The 15,896-nt window shown below is 41.0% G+C and carries 14 protein-coding genes; 7 read left to right on the forward strand and 7 right to left on the reverse strand.

Translation table 11 applies throughout. The features are described from left to right. The first annotated feature begins 259 nt into the window (after positions 1-259). From AC504W_RS08195 to AC504W_RS08205, 3 genes are read left to right on the forward strand one after another with little or no spacing between them, the layout of a single operon-like run. Positions 260-4,066 (forward strand): CHAT domain-containing tetratricopeptide repeat protein, encoded by a 3,807-nt coding sequence (locus AC504W_RS08195; RefSeq protein ID WP_494877270.1) that lies wholly within the window; start codon positions 260-262, stop codon positions 4,064-4,066. Beyond that, positions 4,063-4,404 (forward strand): DUF6883 domain-containing protein, encoded by a 342-nt coding sequence (locus AC504W_RS08200; RefSeq protein ID WP_494877271.1) that lies wholly within the window; start codon positions 4,063-4,065, stop codon positions 4,402-4,404. The genes AC504W_RS08195 and AC504W_RS08200 overlap by 4 nt, the downstream gene beginning before the upstream one ends. Then, positions 4,394-4,639 (forward strand): DUF4926 domain-containing protein, encoded by a 246-nt coding sequence (locus tag AC504W_RS08205; RefSeq protein WP_494877272.1) that lies wholly within the window; start codon positions 4,394-4,396, stop codon positions 4,637-4,639. The genes AC504W_RS08200 and AC504W_RS08205 overlap by 11 nt, the downstream gene beginning before the upstream one ends. 280 nt (positions 4,640-4,919) lie before the next feature. Here AC504W_RS08205 and AC504W_RS08210 read toward each other — a convergent pair whose 3' ends face one another. The 4 genes from AC504W_RS08210 to AC504W_RS08225 form a co-directional block, all read right to left on the reverse strand. Beyond that, positions 4,920-5,255 (reverse strand): HepT-like ribonuclease domain-containing protein, encoded by a 336-nt coding sequence (locus tag AC504W_RS08210; protein WP_015113464.1) that lies wholly within the window; start codon positions 5,253-5,255, stop codon positions 4,920-4,922. After that, positions 5,252-5,542 (reverse strand): nucleotidyltransferase family protein, encoded by a 291-nt coding sequence (locus AC504W_RS08215; RefSeq protein WP_494877273.1) that lies wholly within the window; start codon positions 5,540-5,542, stop codon positions 5,252-5,254. The genes AC504W_RS08210 and AC504W_RS08215 overlap by 4 nt, the downstream gene beginning before the upstream one ends. Positions 5,543-5,786: 244 nt before the next feature. Further along, positions 5,787-6,242, reverse strand: a complete 456-nt coding sequence (locus AC504W_RS08220; protein ID WP_494877274.1) for a hypothetical protein — start codon at positions 6,240-6,242, stop codon at positions 5,787-5,789. Positions 6,243-6,246: 4 nt separating this feature from the next. Continuing rightward, positions 6,247-7,536, reverse strand: coding sequence for a dicarboxylate/amino acid:cation symporter (locus AC504W_RS08225; RefSeq protein WP_494877276.1), 1,290 nt, complete (start codon positions 7,534-7,536; stop codon positions 6,247-6,249). 191 nt (positions 7,537-7,727) lie between these two features. On the opposite strand from AC504W_RS08225, the gene AC504W_RS08230 reads away from it, so the two are divergent. From AC504W_RS08230 to AC504W_RS08240, 3 genes are all read left to right on the forward strand, one after another. Beyond that, a complete protein-coding gene (locus AC504W_RS08230; RefSeq protein ID WP_494877278.1) occupies positions 7,728-10,358 on the forward strand; it encodes a DNA polymerase III subunit alpha in 2,631 nt (876 codons plus the stop codon). Positions 10,359-10,397: 39 nt separating this feature from the next. Further along, positions 10,398-10,625: a hypothetical protein gene (locus tag AC504W_RS08235; protein ID WP_494877279.1), complete on the forward strand. Its 228-nt coding sequence runs from the start codon at positions 10,398-10,400 to the stop codon at positions 10,623-10,625. Between the two features lie 279 nt (positions 10,626-10,904). Next, a complete protein-coding gene (locus AC504W_RS08240; RefSeq protein WP_494877280.1) occupies positions 10,905-12,137 on the forward strand; it encodes a cytochrome P450 in 1,233 nt (410 codons plus the stop codon). Positions 12,138-12,291: 154 nt separating this feature from the next. Here the strand turns inward: AC504W_RS08240 and AC504W_RS08245 are convergent, their stop codons facing one another. From AC504W_RS08245 to AC504W_RS08255, 3 genes are all read right to left on the reverse strand, one after another. Beyond that, positions 12,292-13,545: a DUF3086 domain-containing protein gene (locus tag AC504W_RS08245; protein ID WP_494877281.1), complete on the reverse strand. Its 1,254-nt coding sequence runs from the start codon at positions 13,543-13,545 to the stop codon at positions 12,292-12,294. Between the two features lie 126 nt (positions 13,546-13,671). Continuing rightward, complete coding sequence (locus AC504W_RS08250; protein ID WP_494877282.1) at positions 13,672-14,088, reverse strand: DUF3119 family protein; 417 nt, start codon at positions 14,086-14,088, stop codon at positions 13,672-13,674. 67 nt (positions 14,089-14,155) lie between these two features. Then, positions 14,156-14,953 carry an MlaE family lipid ABC transporter permease subunit gene (locus tag AC504W_RS08255; protein ID WP_103124581.1) on the reverse strand — a complete coding sequence of 266 codons (798 nt, stop codon included), beginning with the start codon at positions 14,951-14,953 and terminating at the stop codon, positions 14,156-14,158. Positions 14,954-15,360: 407 nt separating this feature from the next. On the opposite strand from AC504W_RS08255, the gene AC504W_RS08260 reads away from it, so the two are divergent. Then, positions 15,361-15,657, forward strand: a complete 297-nt coding sequence (locus AC504W_RS08260) for a hypothetical protein (RefSeq protein ID WP_096575121.1) — start codon at positions 15,361-15,363, stop codon at positions 15,655-15,657. Positions 15,658-15,896 lie beyond the last annotated feature (239 nt).

Raw genomic sequence — 15,896 nt, forward strand, 5'->3', positions numbered from 1 at the left:
GCGATTAAGTCTAGATCATCTTAAATTCAGATCCCCCCTTAAGAAGGGGGGAATAAGAATCAAAGTCCCCCTTTTTAAGGGGATAACTGACGACAAAAAAGGTAAGCTAACCCTACGGGGGAATAAGAATCAAAGTCCCCCTTTTTAAGGGGGATTTAGGGGGATCAAACCACATTTTACACAGCACCCAAAGGCAAACTGCAAATCGGTTGTGTATTATGTGACTATATGCCGCAATTAGCATCAAGCAGACTACACCATGCCAATTATCACTATTCGGGAAGAATCTGCAACAGAAAGCGGATTTAATGCCGTTCTCAGTTTTGATGGTAGAGGAGAGTATCTAGTAAAAATTACTGACCCCTTTACACCCAAGGTAGAAAAACAACTAGAGTGGTATTTTGAAGACTGGTTGATGTTTCCCCTGTTGGATACTGTCAAGGCAGAAGCAGCAGCAGCTAGTATTAAAACTTACGGCGAAGAGTTATTTAAGCAAGTTTTTCGGTTTGATTTTAATGCTTATGGCGAATATCAACGCCTGCGGGGGAATTTAAGTCAATTACAAATAGAAATTGTTGGTAAAACACCAGAATTTCAAGCTTTGCATTGGGAAGCCTTGCGAGATCCTGATTTACCCCGTCCGTTAGCAATAGATTGTGTGATGGTGCGCAAGAGTAACCAACCAGCACCCATCTACGCAGATGTGCAAACTTCCCCAGTGATTAATTTGTTGGTAGTGGTGGCGCGTCCCGATGAAGAACAGGACGCAGGTTATCGGACAATTTCTCGCCCGTTGCTGGAGTTGATTGAAAATAGCCACTTGCGGGTGAATGTAGAATTACTGCGTCCAGGGACTTACCAAGCTTTATCAGATCATTTAGAAGCCAAAGGCGCGGGATATTACCATGTCATCCATTTAGATTGTCATGGCGCGCTGATGACTTATGAACAGATACAACAACCAAGCAAACCCGGACGTTATTTATATCAAGGGCGCTATGGGCGGAATGATTGGCAGAAATTTGATGGCGTGATGGCGTTTTTAGCCTTTGAGGGCGAGACTCAGGGAAAAGTTGATTTAGTCGAGGCGCAGGAATTAGCAGATTTGCTGACAGGAAAGGGAATTCCCGTTTGTATTCTCAATGCTTGTCAGTCCGGGAAGCAGGTGAAAGCAAACCCCACCCCCAACCCCCTCCCCGAAGGCGAAGAGGGGGCTATGAATACCAATGAAGATATTCGGGAAACCAGCTTAGGAAGTCGGTTAATGACGGCGGGAATGCAGATGGTAGTGGCGATGGGCTATTCTGTCACCGTGTCGGCGGCGAAGTTGATGATGGAACAGCTTTATCGCCATTTATTTAATAATCAACCCATCACTGAAGCGATTCGCTTGGGTAGGCGGGAATTGTTTAATAATAAATCACGCAAAGCTTATATTAAGTCGATTGATTTAGAAGATTGGTTGCTACCTGTGGTGTATTGCAATCAAACAGTGAATTTTAACTTACGCCAGTTTACACCAGAGGAAGAAGAAAAATATTGGGAAACTTTTGGCAGTCAGTATCGGTTTCCGTTACCAGAATATGGTTTTGTCGGGCGGGATTTAGAGATTCTCAAAATTGAGAAGGCTGTCCTCAGACATAACATTTTACTGTTGCAGGGAATGGGGGGAACAGGTAAAACTACTCTGTTAAATTATCTGCGGGAATGGTGGCAACGCACAAACTTTGTGAAGAATGTCTTTTATTTTGGCTATGACGAAAAAGCGTGGACACTCACACAAATTTTGTTTGAAATTGGTAAGCAGGTATATGGCAGATTTGAACAAGCTAATTTTCAAGCGATGAGTCAGGCGGCGCAGGTACAAAAATTAGTCGCAAAACTGCGGTCTGAATCTTACGCCTTGATTTTAGATAACTTAGAATCAGTCACAGGGCAGCAATTAGCAATTCAAAATACATTACCAGAGACAGAACGTAATCAAATCCGCGATTTTTTAGAGCGTTTGCAAGGTGGAAATACCAAGGTTATTTTAGGTTCTCGCAGCCGTGAAGATTGGTTGCAAGCTACCACATTTAAACAAAATATTTATGAGTTGCGCGGCTTAGATAAAGAAGCGCGGACGGAATTAGCAGAGAAAATTTTAGAACGGAATTTACCTCAAAACAAGATTGCTGGTATTCGCCAAGATGGCGATTTTCAGAAATTGATGAATTTGTTAGCAGGATATCCCTTAGCGATGCAAGTTGTGTTAGCAAATTTGCAAAAGCAATCACCACAGGAGATTTTGCAGGGATTACAAGCTGGGGATGTGGATTTAGATACGGGGAGTGAAGATAAAACTAAAAGTATTTTAAAGTGTGTAGAATATTCTCACAGTAATTTATCGCCAGAAGCGCAAAAATTGCTGTTGTGTTTGCCTGAGTTTAGTAAGTTTATTGTCACTCCTGGTCTTCCTGAATATATCAAGCAATTGCAAAGTCTTGAGCCATTAAAAAATTATCCTTTTGATAAATTCACCGATGCAATTCAAGAGTCGATGAACTGGGGTTTGCTGTCACCAATTGATGAAGAGTCGAGTGTGTTGACGATTCAACCTGTTTTTCCCTATTTTTTGAAGACTAAGTTAGATACTCTTGATGAACCAACTCGTACAGCTGTACGTGAGGGATTTAAAAATTACTATCAAAATTTAGCAGCGTTCTATCAACATTTGATGGATTCTAAAGATGCTCAAAAACGACAATTGGGGATAGTTTTCTGTAGGCTGGAATATGAGAATCTCTACAATGGGTTGCAGATTTGTTTAGATAAGCAAGAGAGTATGGAAATTTTCTTTTGCTTATTTCAATATTTATATTTGCAGCAAGATATACAAAACGCATTGATTTTATCTGAATTTGTCTGTCAGGCACAAGAAGCTTATCCAGCGGAAAAGAAAACAGGCGACATAGGTTACAAAATGACAATGGTATTAGACAGACTAGCTTACTGTTATCAGGCTAGTAAAAAGAACCATCAAGCTAGAGTAACTTATCAAAAAAGTGTAGCAATCAGCCTAAAACTTAGTGGTGTATCAGAGAGAGAAAATCAATTAGGATTAGCCAGCACCTACCACCAGTTGGGAAATGTTGCCCAAGAGTTGCGGGAATTTGAAGAGGCAAGGCGCAATTATCAACAAGCTTTGGATATTTTTATCGAATATGGCGATCGCTATAGCTGTGCCAGCACCTACGGACAGTTGGGAATTGTTGCCCAAGATTTGCGGGAATTTGAAGAAGCTAGGCGCAATTATCAACAGGCTTTGGATATTTTTATCGAATATGGCGATCGCTTTTCTTGTGCCAAAATCTACCATCAGTTGGGAAATGTTGCCCAAGAGTTGCGGGAATTTGAAGAGGCAAGGCGCAATTATCAACAAGCTTTGGATATTAAAATCGAATTTGGCGATCGCTATAGTTGTGCCAAAACCTACCACCAGTTGGGAATTGTTGCCCAAGAGTTGCGGGAATTTGAACAGGCAAGGCGCAATTATCAACAGGCTTTGAATATTAACATCGAATTTGGCGATCGCTATAGTTGTGCTGTCACGCACCACAATTTGGGAGTAGTTGCACAAGAATTGCGGGAATTTGAAGAAGCTAGGCGCAATTATCAACAGGCTTTGGAAATTAAGATCGAATATGGCGATCGCTATAATTGTGCCAGCACTTACCACCAATTGGGAATAGTTGCCCAAGAGTTGCGGGAATTTGAAGAAGCTAGGCGCAATTACCAACAGGCTTTGGATATTAAAATCGAATATGGCGATCGCTATAATTGTGCCAGCACCTATTTTCACCTTGGTAAACTTGCAGAAGAATTAGGGGAACTGGAGTCAGCAAAAGCGAATTACCTGCAAGATTTACAGATTATGGCTGAGTTTAATGATGAGCATGGTTTAGGAATTTCTCTTCGTAATCTTGCCCGGTTCTACCAAGTTACTCAGGATGAGAGTTTATTAGCAGCCGTGTCTGAGATTTTTGGCGTGTCGGTGGAGGAAGTGCGGCAGCTTTTTGAGAAATGAAAATTCCCCCTGATGCGATTATTGCAGACGCAAAAATTACACGCTACTTATTAGTATCAAGAGAGCAAGACGATAAATCAAAGTTCCTCGCCCAAGCTGGATTTACACAAGACAACCCAGAACTATTGAAAGCAGCAATTAGGCAACTGGCAGATTCAACAGAAGCAATACAAGATAGAGATAATGAGTATGGAGTGTTCTATCGCGTCACTGGTGAATTAATTGGCTTAAAGGGGCGAAACTTAGCAGTGATTACAGTTTGGCTACAAAGGACTGTTGACGGCAAGTTTCAATTTATCACCCTCAAACCTAACAAGGAGTCTGCAAATGAACTTTGAACTATACCAGCGTGTTGCTTTAAATCGCGACTTGGATGAATATCAATTAAAAAAAGGTGATGTAGCAACTTTAATCGATTTTGTTCCTCATCCCAGCAATGGCGAACAAGGATGTGTTCTAGAAGTATTCAATGCAATTGGTGAATCAATAGCTGTTGTGATTGTTCCCATATCTGATATTAAACCGCTGCGAAATCATGAAATTTTCAGCGTTCGCTCTTTGGTGGAAATTTAGGTCGCCCAAGCGACAGCAATTATAGATTTCGCATACGCATTTGCTATTTTGGCGATGCCTGCGACGGGCTACGCCAACGCAAAATCTATTTCAGTGACAACAACTATAGATTTTGCGATTGCAATAGGTATATCAGCACATTAATTTCCTGGCAGGAGAGTTCCAGAATTACCAGTAGGTGGTTCAGTGTAGTCGCAAAATATATTGAGTCCGATTTTTAGAATATACAAAACAATCACAGTAGCGATCGCTCTCCCGTTATCCTTCTTCTATTTAAGATTCAAGATAATGTTTGTAAAATTGCTTCAATTTGAGGCTTAAGGTTAGGTAATTCCCGTTCAACAACCAACCAAACAACATCTAAATCGATTTCAAAATAATTATGAGTTAAAATGTTTCGCATCCCAATCATTTGTGACCAAGGAACACCTGGATTTTCCTCACGAATATCGGCAGATAATACACGCGATGCTTCTCCAATAATTTGTAGGTGTTGAATAAACCAAGTTTGAATTAGTTCGTTTTCTTCAAAAGCTTCCCGACCTTGAACTGCATATTTATCGATACGTTCGATTGCTTCTAAAATATCGCGCAATTTTTCACTATTATCCCTCACAAAGGAACTGCTTCACTTAATACTCGCTCTCGAATACGCGATCGCAATCCTTTTTCTGTGACAACATCAACTTGACAACCAAGTATTTCTTGTAACTCCATCAATAATCCACCCAAATCAAAAAGGCTACGTCCTGGCTCCATTTCAACTAAAAAATCAACATCGCTGTTAATATCGGCTTCACGACGGGCTACTGAGCCAAAAATTCTAATATTATATGCACCGTATTTTGCCGCAATTTGCAAAATTTCTTCCCGTTTGGCTGCCAATATTTCATAGATACTCATAATTTAATATAAATGTGTATGGCAGTTCTCGTTTGAGTATTGAGTTTTTCCATAGAAATTACAGATAACTTACTTTTTTATATTTTAGGCTCAACTCACGAATCGGTGAACTCATATATCTTTTTGATACTCAAGAGACATTGCTGAGGGAACTATATCAGGCGATGTCTCCTAAGAAACCTCTGGCGATAGAAACTCCCAATCAAAGTATCAGGGAGATTTGGCAATGCCTATATCAAGCACATTAATTTCCTGGCGGGAGAGTGCCAGAATTACCAGCAGGTGGTTCGGTGTAGTCGCAAAATATATTGAGTCCGATTTTCAGAATATACAAAACAACAACAGTAGCGATCGCAGGATCAAGAGGTAAACCATGTGCTGCTGCTACACCCACTAGGGAAACAATCAACCCTGTCAGCAAAGGTGTACTGCCCGGATTTTTAGTGTATTCTTTGAGTTGACCGCGAAAGCCATCATCACCGCAAAGTTCCTGACGCAATACTTTCAGCGTTGTCTGCCAAAGCGATTTACCCTCTGGCATTATTTGTACACCATTTTGCTCTACCCACAGTTCATCAAAAGAAGTATCACAATTACCGTTGTGTTTCTCTAAAATATCCAATGCGTGATTTGCTGGGGCGTAATTGCTTAATAACTCCCGTGCTACATTAATTTCATTACTAGTTAGTTGAGCATCCATAACTTTAATCCTCCTCCTCATAACGCGGCTTCTTCCCATCCAGCACCGCACTCACAGTCATATCTCCCATGACATTAATCGCTGTGCGACAACGGTCTAAAAACCAATCAACAGTTACCAACAAGGCGATATACTCTGTCGGTAAGCGCACGGAAGTAAACACCAAAGTCATTGTCACTAACCCCGCATTGGGAATACCCGCCGCCCCCACCGATGCAAAAATCGATGTCAGCACCACAATTAACTGCTGTCCCAAATTTAAATGCTGTCCAATAACTTGAGAAATATATAACGCAGACATCGCTTCATAAAGAGCAGTCCCATCATTGTTAAAGTTTGCCCCGACTAGCGCCCCCAAAGATGCCGAAGATTCCCTTAAACCGACTTTGGTTTGCAAAACCTCCCAGGTAATGGGCATTGTCACAGTGGAAGAAGAAGTCGAGAACGCCGTGATAAAAGCATCCGAACCACCAGCCAAAAACTTCCACGGGTTTACCCAAGAATTAAATTTAACCCTGGTGAGATAGTAGCAAGCTTGCAATATTAAGGCTACCAACACCGCCACAATAAAAGCTGCCAAAGAGACAAAAGGGGCAAAACCTTTTTCCGCCACGGTTTTAGCTACAATGCCAAACACAGCAAAGGGAACTAACGCAATTACCCAGTTAAGAATGCGAATTACCGCCTCAAACAAAATGCCAATCACATCTTCAATGGGTTGAAATCCAGTTTTGTTTTGGGCAATTTGTTCTGATTTTAAGCCTCGCAAAACAATGCCAAAACAAAGGGCAACGACAATTAATTGAATAACATTATTGCTCACCAACGGCGCAAGCACGGCTTCGGGTACAGCGTCTTTAAGTAATCCCCAAGGATCAATATTGGCGTTAGCAATTGTTGTCTGTGGTTTGGGTAAACTTCCCCAAGTTCCCGGACGGAGAACATTAGCCACCAACAACCCAATCAAAATCGCTACAGTGGTATTAGTCACCAGTAATAACGCTAACCGCCGTCCGGCTGTACCGGGGATAGTCGCAGTCATAAAAGTATGCAGCACTGCTACCAAAATCAACGGTGTAGCCAAAGCGCGGAGTGCCTTAAGTACCAGTTCCGCCGGAATTGCTAAATTGGTGATTAAAGCAGCATTGCTAGGGCTAGGGTTCCCCGCACCCAGCGCAATTCCCAAAATTACTGCCAGCACTAGGGCGATAACAATTTGTAACGTCAGAGGAATACGCCGCCACCAAGGACGGGATGAGGTATCGGGCGAATTTTGACTCTCTGTTTGACTCATTGGTAATGCTAAGTAACGGAACTAAGGTAACTATTACAACAATAATTGCGGAAGTGAAATTTACTTAAACAGGATAATCTAATCAATCTAGGGAGTAGAAAAGAGGCAGGGGGCAGGGTGCAGGGGGCAAGGGAGAATAACAAATGACCAATGACAAATGACTATTGACCATTGACTATTGACTAAATATTATGTCTTTCGTACCTTTACACATTCATAGTGATTACAGTTTGCTGGATGGGGCAAGCCAGCTACCAGATTTGATTGATAGTGCCATAGAATTGGGGATAAAAGCGATCGCAGTTACCGATCATGGTGTCATGTATGGTGCTGTGGAACTGCTGAAAATTTGCCGTAGCAAAAATGTTAAGCCAATTATTGGCAATGAAATGTATATTATTAACGGCGATATTGAAAAACAAGAACGTCGTCCTAAATATCATCAAGTTGTTTTAGCAAAAAATAATCAAGGATATAAACATTTAGTTAAATTAACTACACTTTCTCACCTCAAAGGTGTACAAGGTAAAGGTATTTTTTCCCGTCCCTGTATTAATAAAGAATTACTCAAACAATATCATGAAGGTTTAATTGTCACCAGTGCATGTTTAGGTGGCGAAATTCCTCAAGCAATTCTTAGTAATAGACCTGACGCAGCGCGGAAAGTTGCTCAGTGGTATAAAGATGTATTTGGTGATGATTTTTATTTAGAAATTCAAGACCACGGCTCTCAAGAAGACCGCATTGTTAACGTTGAAATTATTAAAATTGCGCGGGAATTAGGCATTAAATTTGTTGCTACTAACGACTCTCATTTTGTTTCTTGTTTTGATGTTGAAGCCCACGATGCTTTGCTGTGTATTCAAACCGGCAAGCTAATTGTGGAAGAAAATCGGATGCGTTATAGCGGCACAGAATATCTCAAATCTGCTGATGAGATGAGAATGCTATTTCGTGACCATTTACCCGATGATGTGATTGAAGAAGCGATCGCCACTACAGAAGAAGTCGCCGATAAAGTCGAGTCTTACCAAATTATGGGTGAGCCGCGCATTCCTAATTATCCTATCCCTTCGGGTCATACTGCTGATACCTTCGTCGAAGAAGTTGCATGGAACGGACTTTTAGAAAAATTAAATAGAAAATCTCGCGCCGAAGTTGAGCCAGTCTATAAAGAAAGATTGGAATATGAATTAAAAATGCTCCAGCAAATGGGTTTTTCTACCTACTTTTTAGTTGTGTGGGATTACATCAAATTTGCTAGAGATAATAATATTCCTGTGGGGCCTGGTCGTGGTTCAGCCGCAGGTTCTTTGGTAGCTTATACAATGGGTATTACCAACATTGACCCCGTACATCATGGATTACTATTTGAGCGTTTCTTGAACCCAGAACGTAAATCCATGCCTGATATTGATACAGATTTTTGTATTGAACAACGGGATAAAGTTATTGATTATGTTACACAAAAATACGGCACAGATAGAGTTGCCCAAATTATTACCTTTAACCGTTTAACCTCGAAAGCTGTGTTAAAAGATGTCGCCAGAGTGTTGAATATTCCTTATGGGGAATCAGACAAAATGGCGAAATTAATTCCTGTGGTACGGGGAAAACCAACGAAACTCAAAGTGATGATTTCTGATGACACCCCTGAACCAGAATTTAAAGAAAAATATGATAATGATCCGACAGTTCGCCGTTGGCTTGACATGGCAATGCGGATTGAAGGCACTAACAAAACCTTTGGTGTTCATGCTGCTGGGGTAGTAATTTCTGCCGATCCTCTTGATGAAATTGTCCCTCTACAAAGAAATAATGACGGTTCAGTTATTACCCAATATTTCATGGAAGATTTGGAATCAATGGGGCTGTTAAAAATGGACTTCTTGGGTTTAAGAAACCTGACGATGATTCAAAAAACCATTGATTTAATTGAAAAAAGTAAAGGTTATCGAGTTGACCCTTACGAAATAACTAGTCAAGAAAGAAAAGCGCAAAAGATTTTAGCCAAGGGTGAACATAAAACTCTCCCTAAAGATGTGCAGAAAACTTATGAACTACTAGAATCTGGAGAATTAGAAGGTATATTTCAATTAGAATCATCGGGGATGAAGCAGATAGTACGAGATTTGAAACCTTCTAATATAGAGGATATCTCTTCAATTCTGGCATTATACAGACCAGGCCCTTTAGATGCAGGCTTAATTCCTAAATTTATTAACCGCAAACATGGAAGGGAAAATATAGACTATGAAAGCCAGGTTCTCGAACCAATATTAAATGAAACATACGGCATCATGGTCTATCAAGAGCAAATCATGAAAATTGCTCAAGATATGGCTGGTTATTCATTAGGACAAGCTGACTTACTGCGCCGCGCAATGGGAAAAAAGAAAGTTTCCGAAATGCAGAAGCAGCAGGAAAAATTTATTGATGGTTCCACAAAAAATGGTGTGAAAAAACAAGTAGCAGAAAAGCTATTTGATGATATGTTGAAGTTCGCTGAATATTGCCTCAGCTATGAGACAAAAGTGTTGACGGTAGAATATGGCTTGATACCAATTGGGCAAATTGTCGAAAAAGAACTTGAATGTAGCGTATTCACCATTGATAGTCATGGTCATGTCTATACACAGGCGATCGCTCAATGGCATAATCGAGGACAACAAGAAGTATTCGAGTATGGTTTAGAAGACGGTTCAGTTATTCGCGCCACAAAAGACCATAAATTTATGACTACCGATGGTCAAATGTTACCCATCGATGAAATATTTGAGCGCGAATTAGATTTACTGCAAGTGAACGGCTTACCAGAGTAAGCACTTGACTCTATCCCCTGCTGGCTTGCAGGGGATTTTTTGATTAATGAAGCTCAAAGACTCATCCGCGAGTATCAAAGACTCGTTCACGAGTATTCAAGACTCATCCGCGAGTATCAAAGACTCGCCCGCGACCATCAAAGACTCATTAATGAAGCTCAAAGGCTCATTCACAAAGCTCAAAGGCTCATTCATAAAGCTCAAAGGCTCATTCACGAAGCTAAGATACTAATTAATGAAGCTCAAAGACTCATTCACGAGTATTAAAGACTCATTCACGAATATTAAATACTAATTAAAACATTTTTATAAATCGGAAAAATAAAAATATTTGTGGATTGGCTGAAGGAAAGGAACCTAACAAAACCCGATATTTTTGGTGTTGAGTTACTGAGTAAACCCTGAAGGAATTAGATTTGCTTTTTGTAAAGTTATAGCAGCGTAAGTGGAAAGCGATCGCCTAACTTTGTAGATTTAACTTGATCAATGGAGTTCTTCTGTATAATTCATTAATTTTTTAGCTCACTTCTAAATAAAGTTAAGCAAATGAACACACAACAAGTCGCAAATCAGCAAAAGTATGATCTGTTTGCACCAGAAGCTCTGCTCAATCCCTATCCACTTTACAAACGGATGCGTGAAGAAGACCCTGTTCATTATAGTGAATTAGGATACTGGGTTTTGACACGCTACAAAGATGTTGAAGCGGCGCTACGGGATGAGCGTTTAAGTTCAGACCGCACAGCTTTGTTTATTAATCAGTTGGGAAATTTGGATGTTAATTTGATTCAAAATTTCATTGATGTGACTTCTAAATCACTCATTGAGAAAGATCCACCTGAACATACCAGACTGCGGAAGTTAGCCAATCAAGGATTTACAACACGAGCTATAGAAAGCTGGCGCTCCATTATTCAGGAAACTACTGATCGCTTATTGGATAAGGTTGAGAATCAAGGTTACATGGATATTGTCTCCGATTTGTCCGTGCCATTACCAGGACTCATTATCGCTGAGATATTTGATGTACCAGAAACCTACAGAGCCAAACTGATCGAATGGGCAATCGATACTGGTACATTTTGGGGTGCGCCGGGCAGTTCAAATATTGAGGAATATGCACGTAAGGCAGACTTAGCAGACGCACAATTTAGCGCACTCATCAAGCAACTGATTGAAGAACGACGTAAGCAACCCGGAACTGACATGATCAGCCTGCTGACTATTGCCTACGAAGAGCAGGGAATGAATCTTGAGGAACTCCCCTCACAATGTATTACTATCCTAAATGCCGCACACCTAACTACCGCCGATCTAATTCCCAATGGAGTAAATGCACTGCTGCGTCATCCAGATCAACTGCAAAAGCTCCTAGAAAATCCGGCTCTCATCAATTCCGCCGTGGAAGAAATGATTCGGTTTGATACCCCCGCGCCTTTTATCTTTCGGATTGCCAAACAAGACCTGACAATTGGCGGTAAGGATATCCCTGCGGGTAGCGTTATCGCTTTGGGATTGGGAGCGGCGAATTATGACCCAGAAAAGTTTGACTCACCCGAAGTTTTCAATATTACGCGATCGCCTAACGAACACCTTGGGTTTGCTCCGGGTATTCACTTTTGTCTCGGAGTCGTTTTAGCTCGGATGGAGTTGAATATTTGTTTCACCACATTACTTAAAAGAATGCCGAATCTCAAATTCGATCCCGATAAGCAAGCTATTCCCAGACATACCAGCCTAGTGTTCAAGGGGTACGATTCTCTACCAGTCAGATTCTAGCAACTTGTAGTCTGCAATCATCAGCGATATTCGGTGTCGTCATTTCTCAGGTAAATGAAGTAGTAAGGGCGAACGGCCGTTCGCCCTTACAGTTATCTGTACCTCACCAAGTTGAAATCTGATGTGTTCTCAAAACAGAACAAACAAATTGCACTTAAAAATCATCATCATAATTTCTCATTGCTTTAGGGTCAGGCGCAAAGGCTAACCACAAAGGAAATTGCAGTATTCCTAAACTGATTTGCTCTTCAGAATCGTCAATGATGATTAAAGGTAGTTGATTAGCTTTGACCAAACGTTCGGCTTTTTGTGCTAAAGCATCTGGCGCTTCAAATAAGACTACTCCTCGGTCAGGGCCAAAATCTGGGCGACCAATACCTAAACAATCTTGCAAACCGCGCCGCCATTCACCCAAGCGTTCTGGTGTATTGGCTAAAACCAGAGTACGGACGCGATCGCCATACAATTTGTGTAGTATCGAAATAATCGCCGAAGCAATCAAAGTATTTTGCAAACGGCTACCCATTGTCCGCAACGCACCCCGTCCCCCTTGGCCAAAAAACCAATTCGAGACTCGCTCTGCATGAACTGGTTCAAAGGTGCGCCGTAATTGCCAAGCCGGGCCATAATAATCTGGTTTGTTACGATATTGATCAATTAGGCGGCGAACTTGCTTGGTAGTCTCTTGAAACTGCTGTTGGGCAAATTGTGGTGTAATTGCTTCTGGTTCTGCGGGTTTAGCTTCTTTAACACTTGGCCTTTCTCGTTCTCTAACTTCTGGGACTAGTTGTAACTGCTCGGCGGCGGCGGCTAAATCTTGTAAGCTCCCAGTGAGATAATCTTTAAAACCTTGGACACGAATTGCTAAATCTTGCGATGCGCCAGCAAAAGTCGTTCGCATTTCATTGCGGATGCGTTCTTGACGACGTTCTAACTGTTCTATAGAAATTTGTAGTGCTTGTTTGCGTTGTTCTAATTGTCCGAGTGATTCTTGTACAATTCGCCCCATTGCTGTTTGCGTGTCGCTCAGTTGTGTTTGCAGCGTGTTGTAAGTTACTTGCAATGTGGCAATTTCGGCTTTGAGTGCGGCTTCAGTTTCTTGTAACTGAGTTAACCTTTGCTCGGCTTCGGCGTATAAGGAATTATTTTGTGATACTGATTCTGTTTTTAACCCTAATGCAGTTGTGTCAGTTGCTAATGGAACCTCAGCGGCTGGTTCATCTATTAAACTAAGCAATTCTGTATTTACATCGCTCGTTTCTGTGTCAACTGCTGAAGCGGATGCTTCTGGTTCCAGAACTGACTCTACAGATGAGTTTTCTGGGTTTTCTATTTCTGGGTTTTCTGGTTGTATTTGCTCCAACCACTCATCTATTGGTTCTGGAGTTTGAGATGACTCAGGGTTCATAAACGATAGTGTAATTTCTAAAGGCGAATAAATTTTTGGTTACTTGTCATTTGTCATTTGTCATTTGTCATTTTTGTATTATTGCTCTCAACTATTGACCATTGACTATTGACCATTGACTAAGCACTAAATACGTGGACAACGTTCTGCCAAACAAGCTTTGAGGGTGTTGGGATCGAACAAAATTGGTAAAAAGTGAATACTGTTAATTTCTTTAAAATAAAACAGAACTGGAAACCTATTCCAGAATATTCGCCAGTTTTGCCATTCTCGGTAGGGAAAACGCCGAATTAACTTTTCACCTCTGTAAATATCTAAGTCGGTGGCAGTAAATTGCAAGCGTAATGTTACAGTTTGAAACAAAAGAAACAAACCAAAAAATGCGATCGCTCCTCCAAGTAAAGGTTGCACAATCACAATGGGAATCGCTGCAATCACTAACACAACAGGGATATTGTAACTAGGTTTGAGTTCCACTGTTGCTACGGAATTAGGCGCAAATGAACTAGTCACTGTTTCAAATCCTGTTTCATGAGTAGACATCTTTCCTATTTTAGGGGTTAACAGTTTTCTCTGAACAAAGAGCAGGCACTCAACACTCAGCCCCCTATTAAAACCCTTTGACGAATGCACTACCCGCACCTTGAAACATCAACCACGACAAAAAGAAATTGCTAATAAATATCAGCAGCAAAGCAGTCACTACGGCTGTTGTGGTTGATTGTCCTACACCTTTAGCACCACCAGTGGTTGTCAAACCCCAACTGCAACCAACGACAGCAATTAACAACCCAAAACACACGGCTTTAAACAAAGCACTACAAATATCCCAAGTGTCCAGCAGGTTGCGGGCGGAGTCGAGAAATACCGTATCGGCTAGTCCGTATACATGAGTAGCAATTAATAATCCACCAAACATACCTGTTACTAATGACAAGAGAGTTAAAATGGGCAGCATTAAGCAACAAGCAATCATTCGGGGAATCACGAGATAATCAATTGGGTCTGTTTTTAAAATTAACAGCGCATCAATTTGTTCTGTAACTCGCATAGTCCCGATTTCTGCGGCAAAGGCAGACCCCACGCGCCCTGCTAAAATAACTGCTGTAAGTACGGGTGAAAGTTCTCTTGTTAAAGCCACCGCCAGCACGCCACCGACGAGATTACCCGCACCAAAGTTAATAAACTCTCGCGCTACCTGAATGGTAAACACCGCACCAACAAAAATTGCCGTTAACAAAGCAATAAACAACGAGTCTGGCCCTACGGCGGCCATTTGTTCTAAAGTATTCCGCCAATGAATTTTGCCCCGCAGCAGGTGAACTATCACTTGTCCCCCCAGAAAAATCGCTGCCAGCAAGCGCTGACCCCATGCTGCTAAACTGGAATTAGATGTAATCTGGCTCAATGTTCTGTAGCTAACTCGGTAATTGCCTTAAGAATAGCGAAAGTTCATGGTCAATAGTCAATAGTTATTCTTCTCTTCTGCACCCTGCACCCTGCCCCTTTGCCTCTTCATGAAATCAGGTTCACGTTAACTTAATTTAAAGTTACTCTCATAAAATAAACCTTTACCTACATATCTTGTGATGTGTGCTATTTAATAGATATAAGCTCAAAGCCTGAATCAGTAAAGGTTCTGTCTCTCCACAGGCTAATTGTTCCGTGATACAGGTTGTGTAGTTATTGTCTGTTTTTTTAATGAAAACTTAAGATTTTTGACATATTGGCCTCTAGGTGGCGATCGCACGTATTGTAGAAGATGAAAGATAGTTAGTTGGCTATTGTGCGTTGTCTTCCTGGAGGTTATCTTTCATGACTTTTTTGCTGAACTTTCTCCGTTCCCTATTAGTCACGGTTGTTTTCAGCTTTGTTGCGCCTATATTTTTAGTTGGTGGCATATTGCTGCTGTTATCTGTACTCGGTTATATGCCCGGATTGCAAACAGTAACAGAGACCAGCGCTACAGGTATATTACATTTTCTTGCAATTTTTGGCAGTGGTACGCCCTTGCGCGGAATGCTAATTATTGGTTTGACTTGGAGTTTTGTCGGCGCATTGTTTGACACTTATGCGTATTACAGATGTCAAATTCTACGCATAGATTCTTGAGTAAATTATGTGTTCGTCAGGTTAGCGTCGGCTAATAAAAAGTTTAAAACACAACTATAGTAAGCATTATAGAATTTAAGTCAAATCTCATTTGGAGTTGAGATTCTAGATTAGTATTGTTAAATTAAATACCTAATTATTAATAGCCACAACCACAGATAGCCAAAGTTTAGTAACTTTGACAGAAGAATTTAGCTCAAAAATTTAAGATAGCCTAAATACAGCGCCAGGTAATTGCC

Source organism: Nostoc sp. C96 (genome assembly GCF_059384975.1).

Coding starts and splice junctions, on each gene's coding strand:
- AC504W_RS08195 (WP_494877270.1), top strand. CDS start 260: ATGCCAATTATCACTATTCGGGAAGAATCTGCAACAGAAAGCGGATTT.
- AC504W_RS08200 (WP_494877271.1), top strand. CDS start 4,063: ATGAAAATTCCCCCTGATGCGATTATTGCAGACGCAAAAATTACACGC.
- AC504W_RS08205 (WP_494877272.1), top strand. CDS start 4,394: ATGAACTTTGAACTATACCAGCGTGTTGCTTTAAATCGCGACTTGGAT.
- AC504W_RS08215 (WP_494877273.1), bottom strand. CDS start 5,542: ATGAGTATCTATGAAATATTGGCAGCCAAACGGGAAGAAATTTTGCAA.
- AC504W_RS08220 (WP_494877274.1), bottom strand. CDS start 6,242: ATGGATGCTCAACTAACTAGTAATGAAATTAATGTAGCACGGGAGTTA.
- AC504W_RS08225 (WP_494877276.1), bottom strand. CDS start 7,536: ATGAGTCAAACAGAGAGTCAAAATTCGCCCGATACCTCATCCCGTCCT.
- AC504W_RS08230 (WP_494877278.1), top strand. CDS start 7,728: ATGTCTTTCGTACCTTTACACATTCATAGTGATTACAGTTTGCTGGAT.
- AC504W_RS08240 (WP_494877280.1), top strand. CDS start 10,905: ATGAACACACAACAAGTCGCAAATCAGCAAAAGTATGATCTGTTTGCA.
- AC504W_RS08245 (WP_494877281.1), bottom strand. CDS start 13,545: ATGAACCCTGAGTCATCTCAAACTCCAGAACCAATAGATGAGTGGTTG.
- AC504W_RS08250 (WP_494877282.1), bottom strand. CDS start 14,088: ATGTCTACTCATGAAACAGGATTTGAAACAGTGACTAGTTCATTTGCG.
- AC504W_RS08260 (WP_096575121.1), top strand. CDS start 15,361: ATGACTTTTTTGCTGAACTTTCTCCGTTCCCTATTAGTCACGGTTGTT.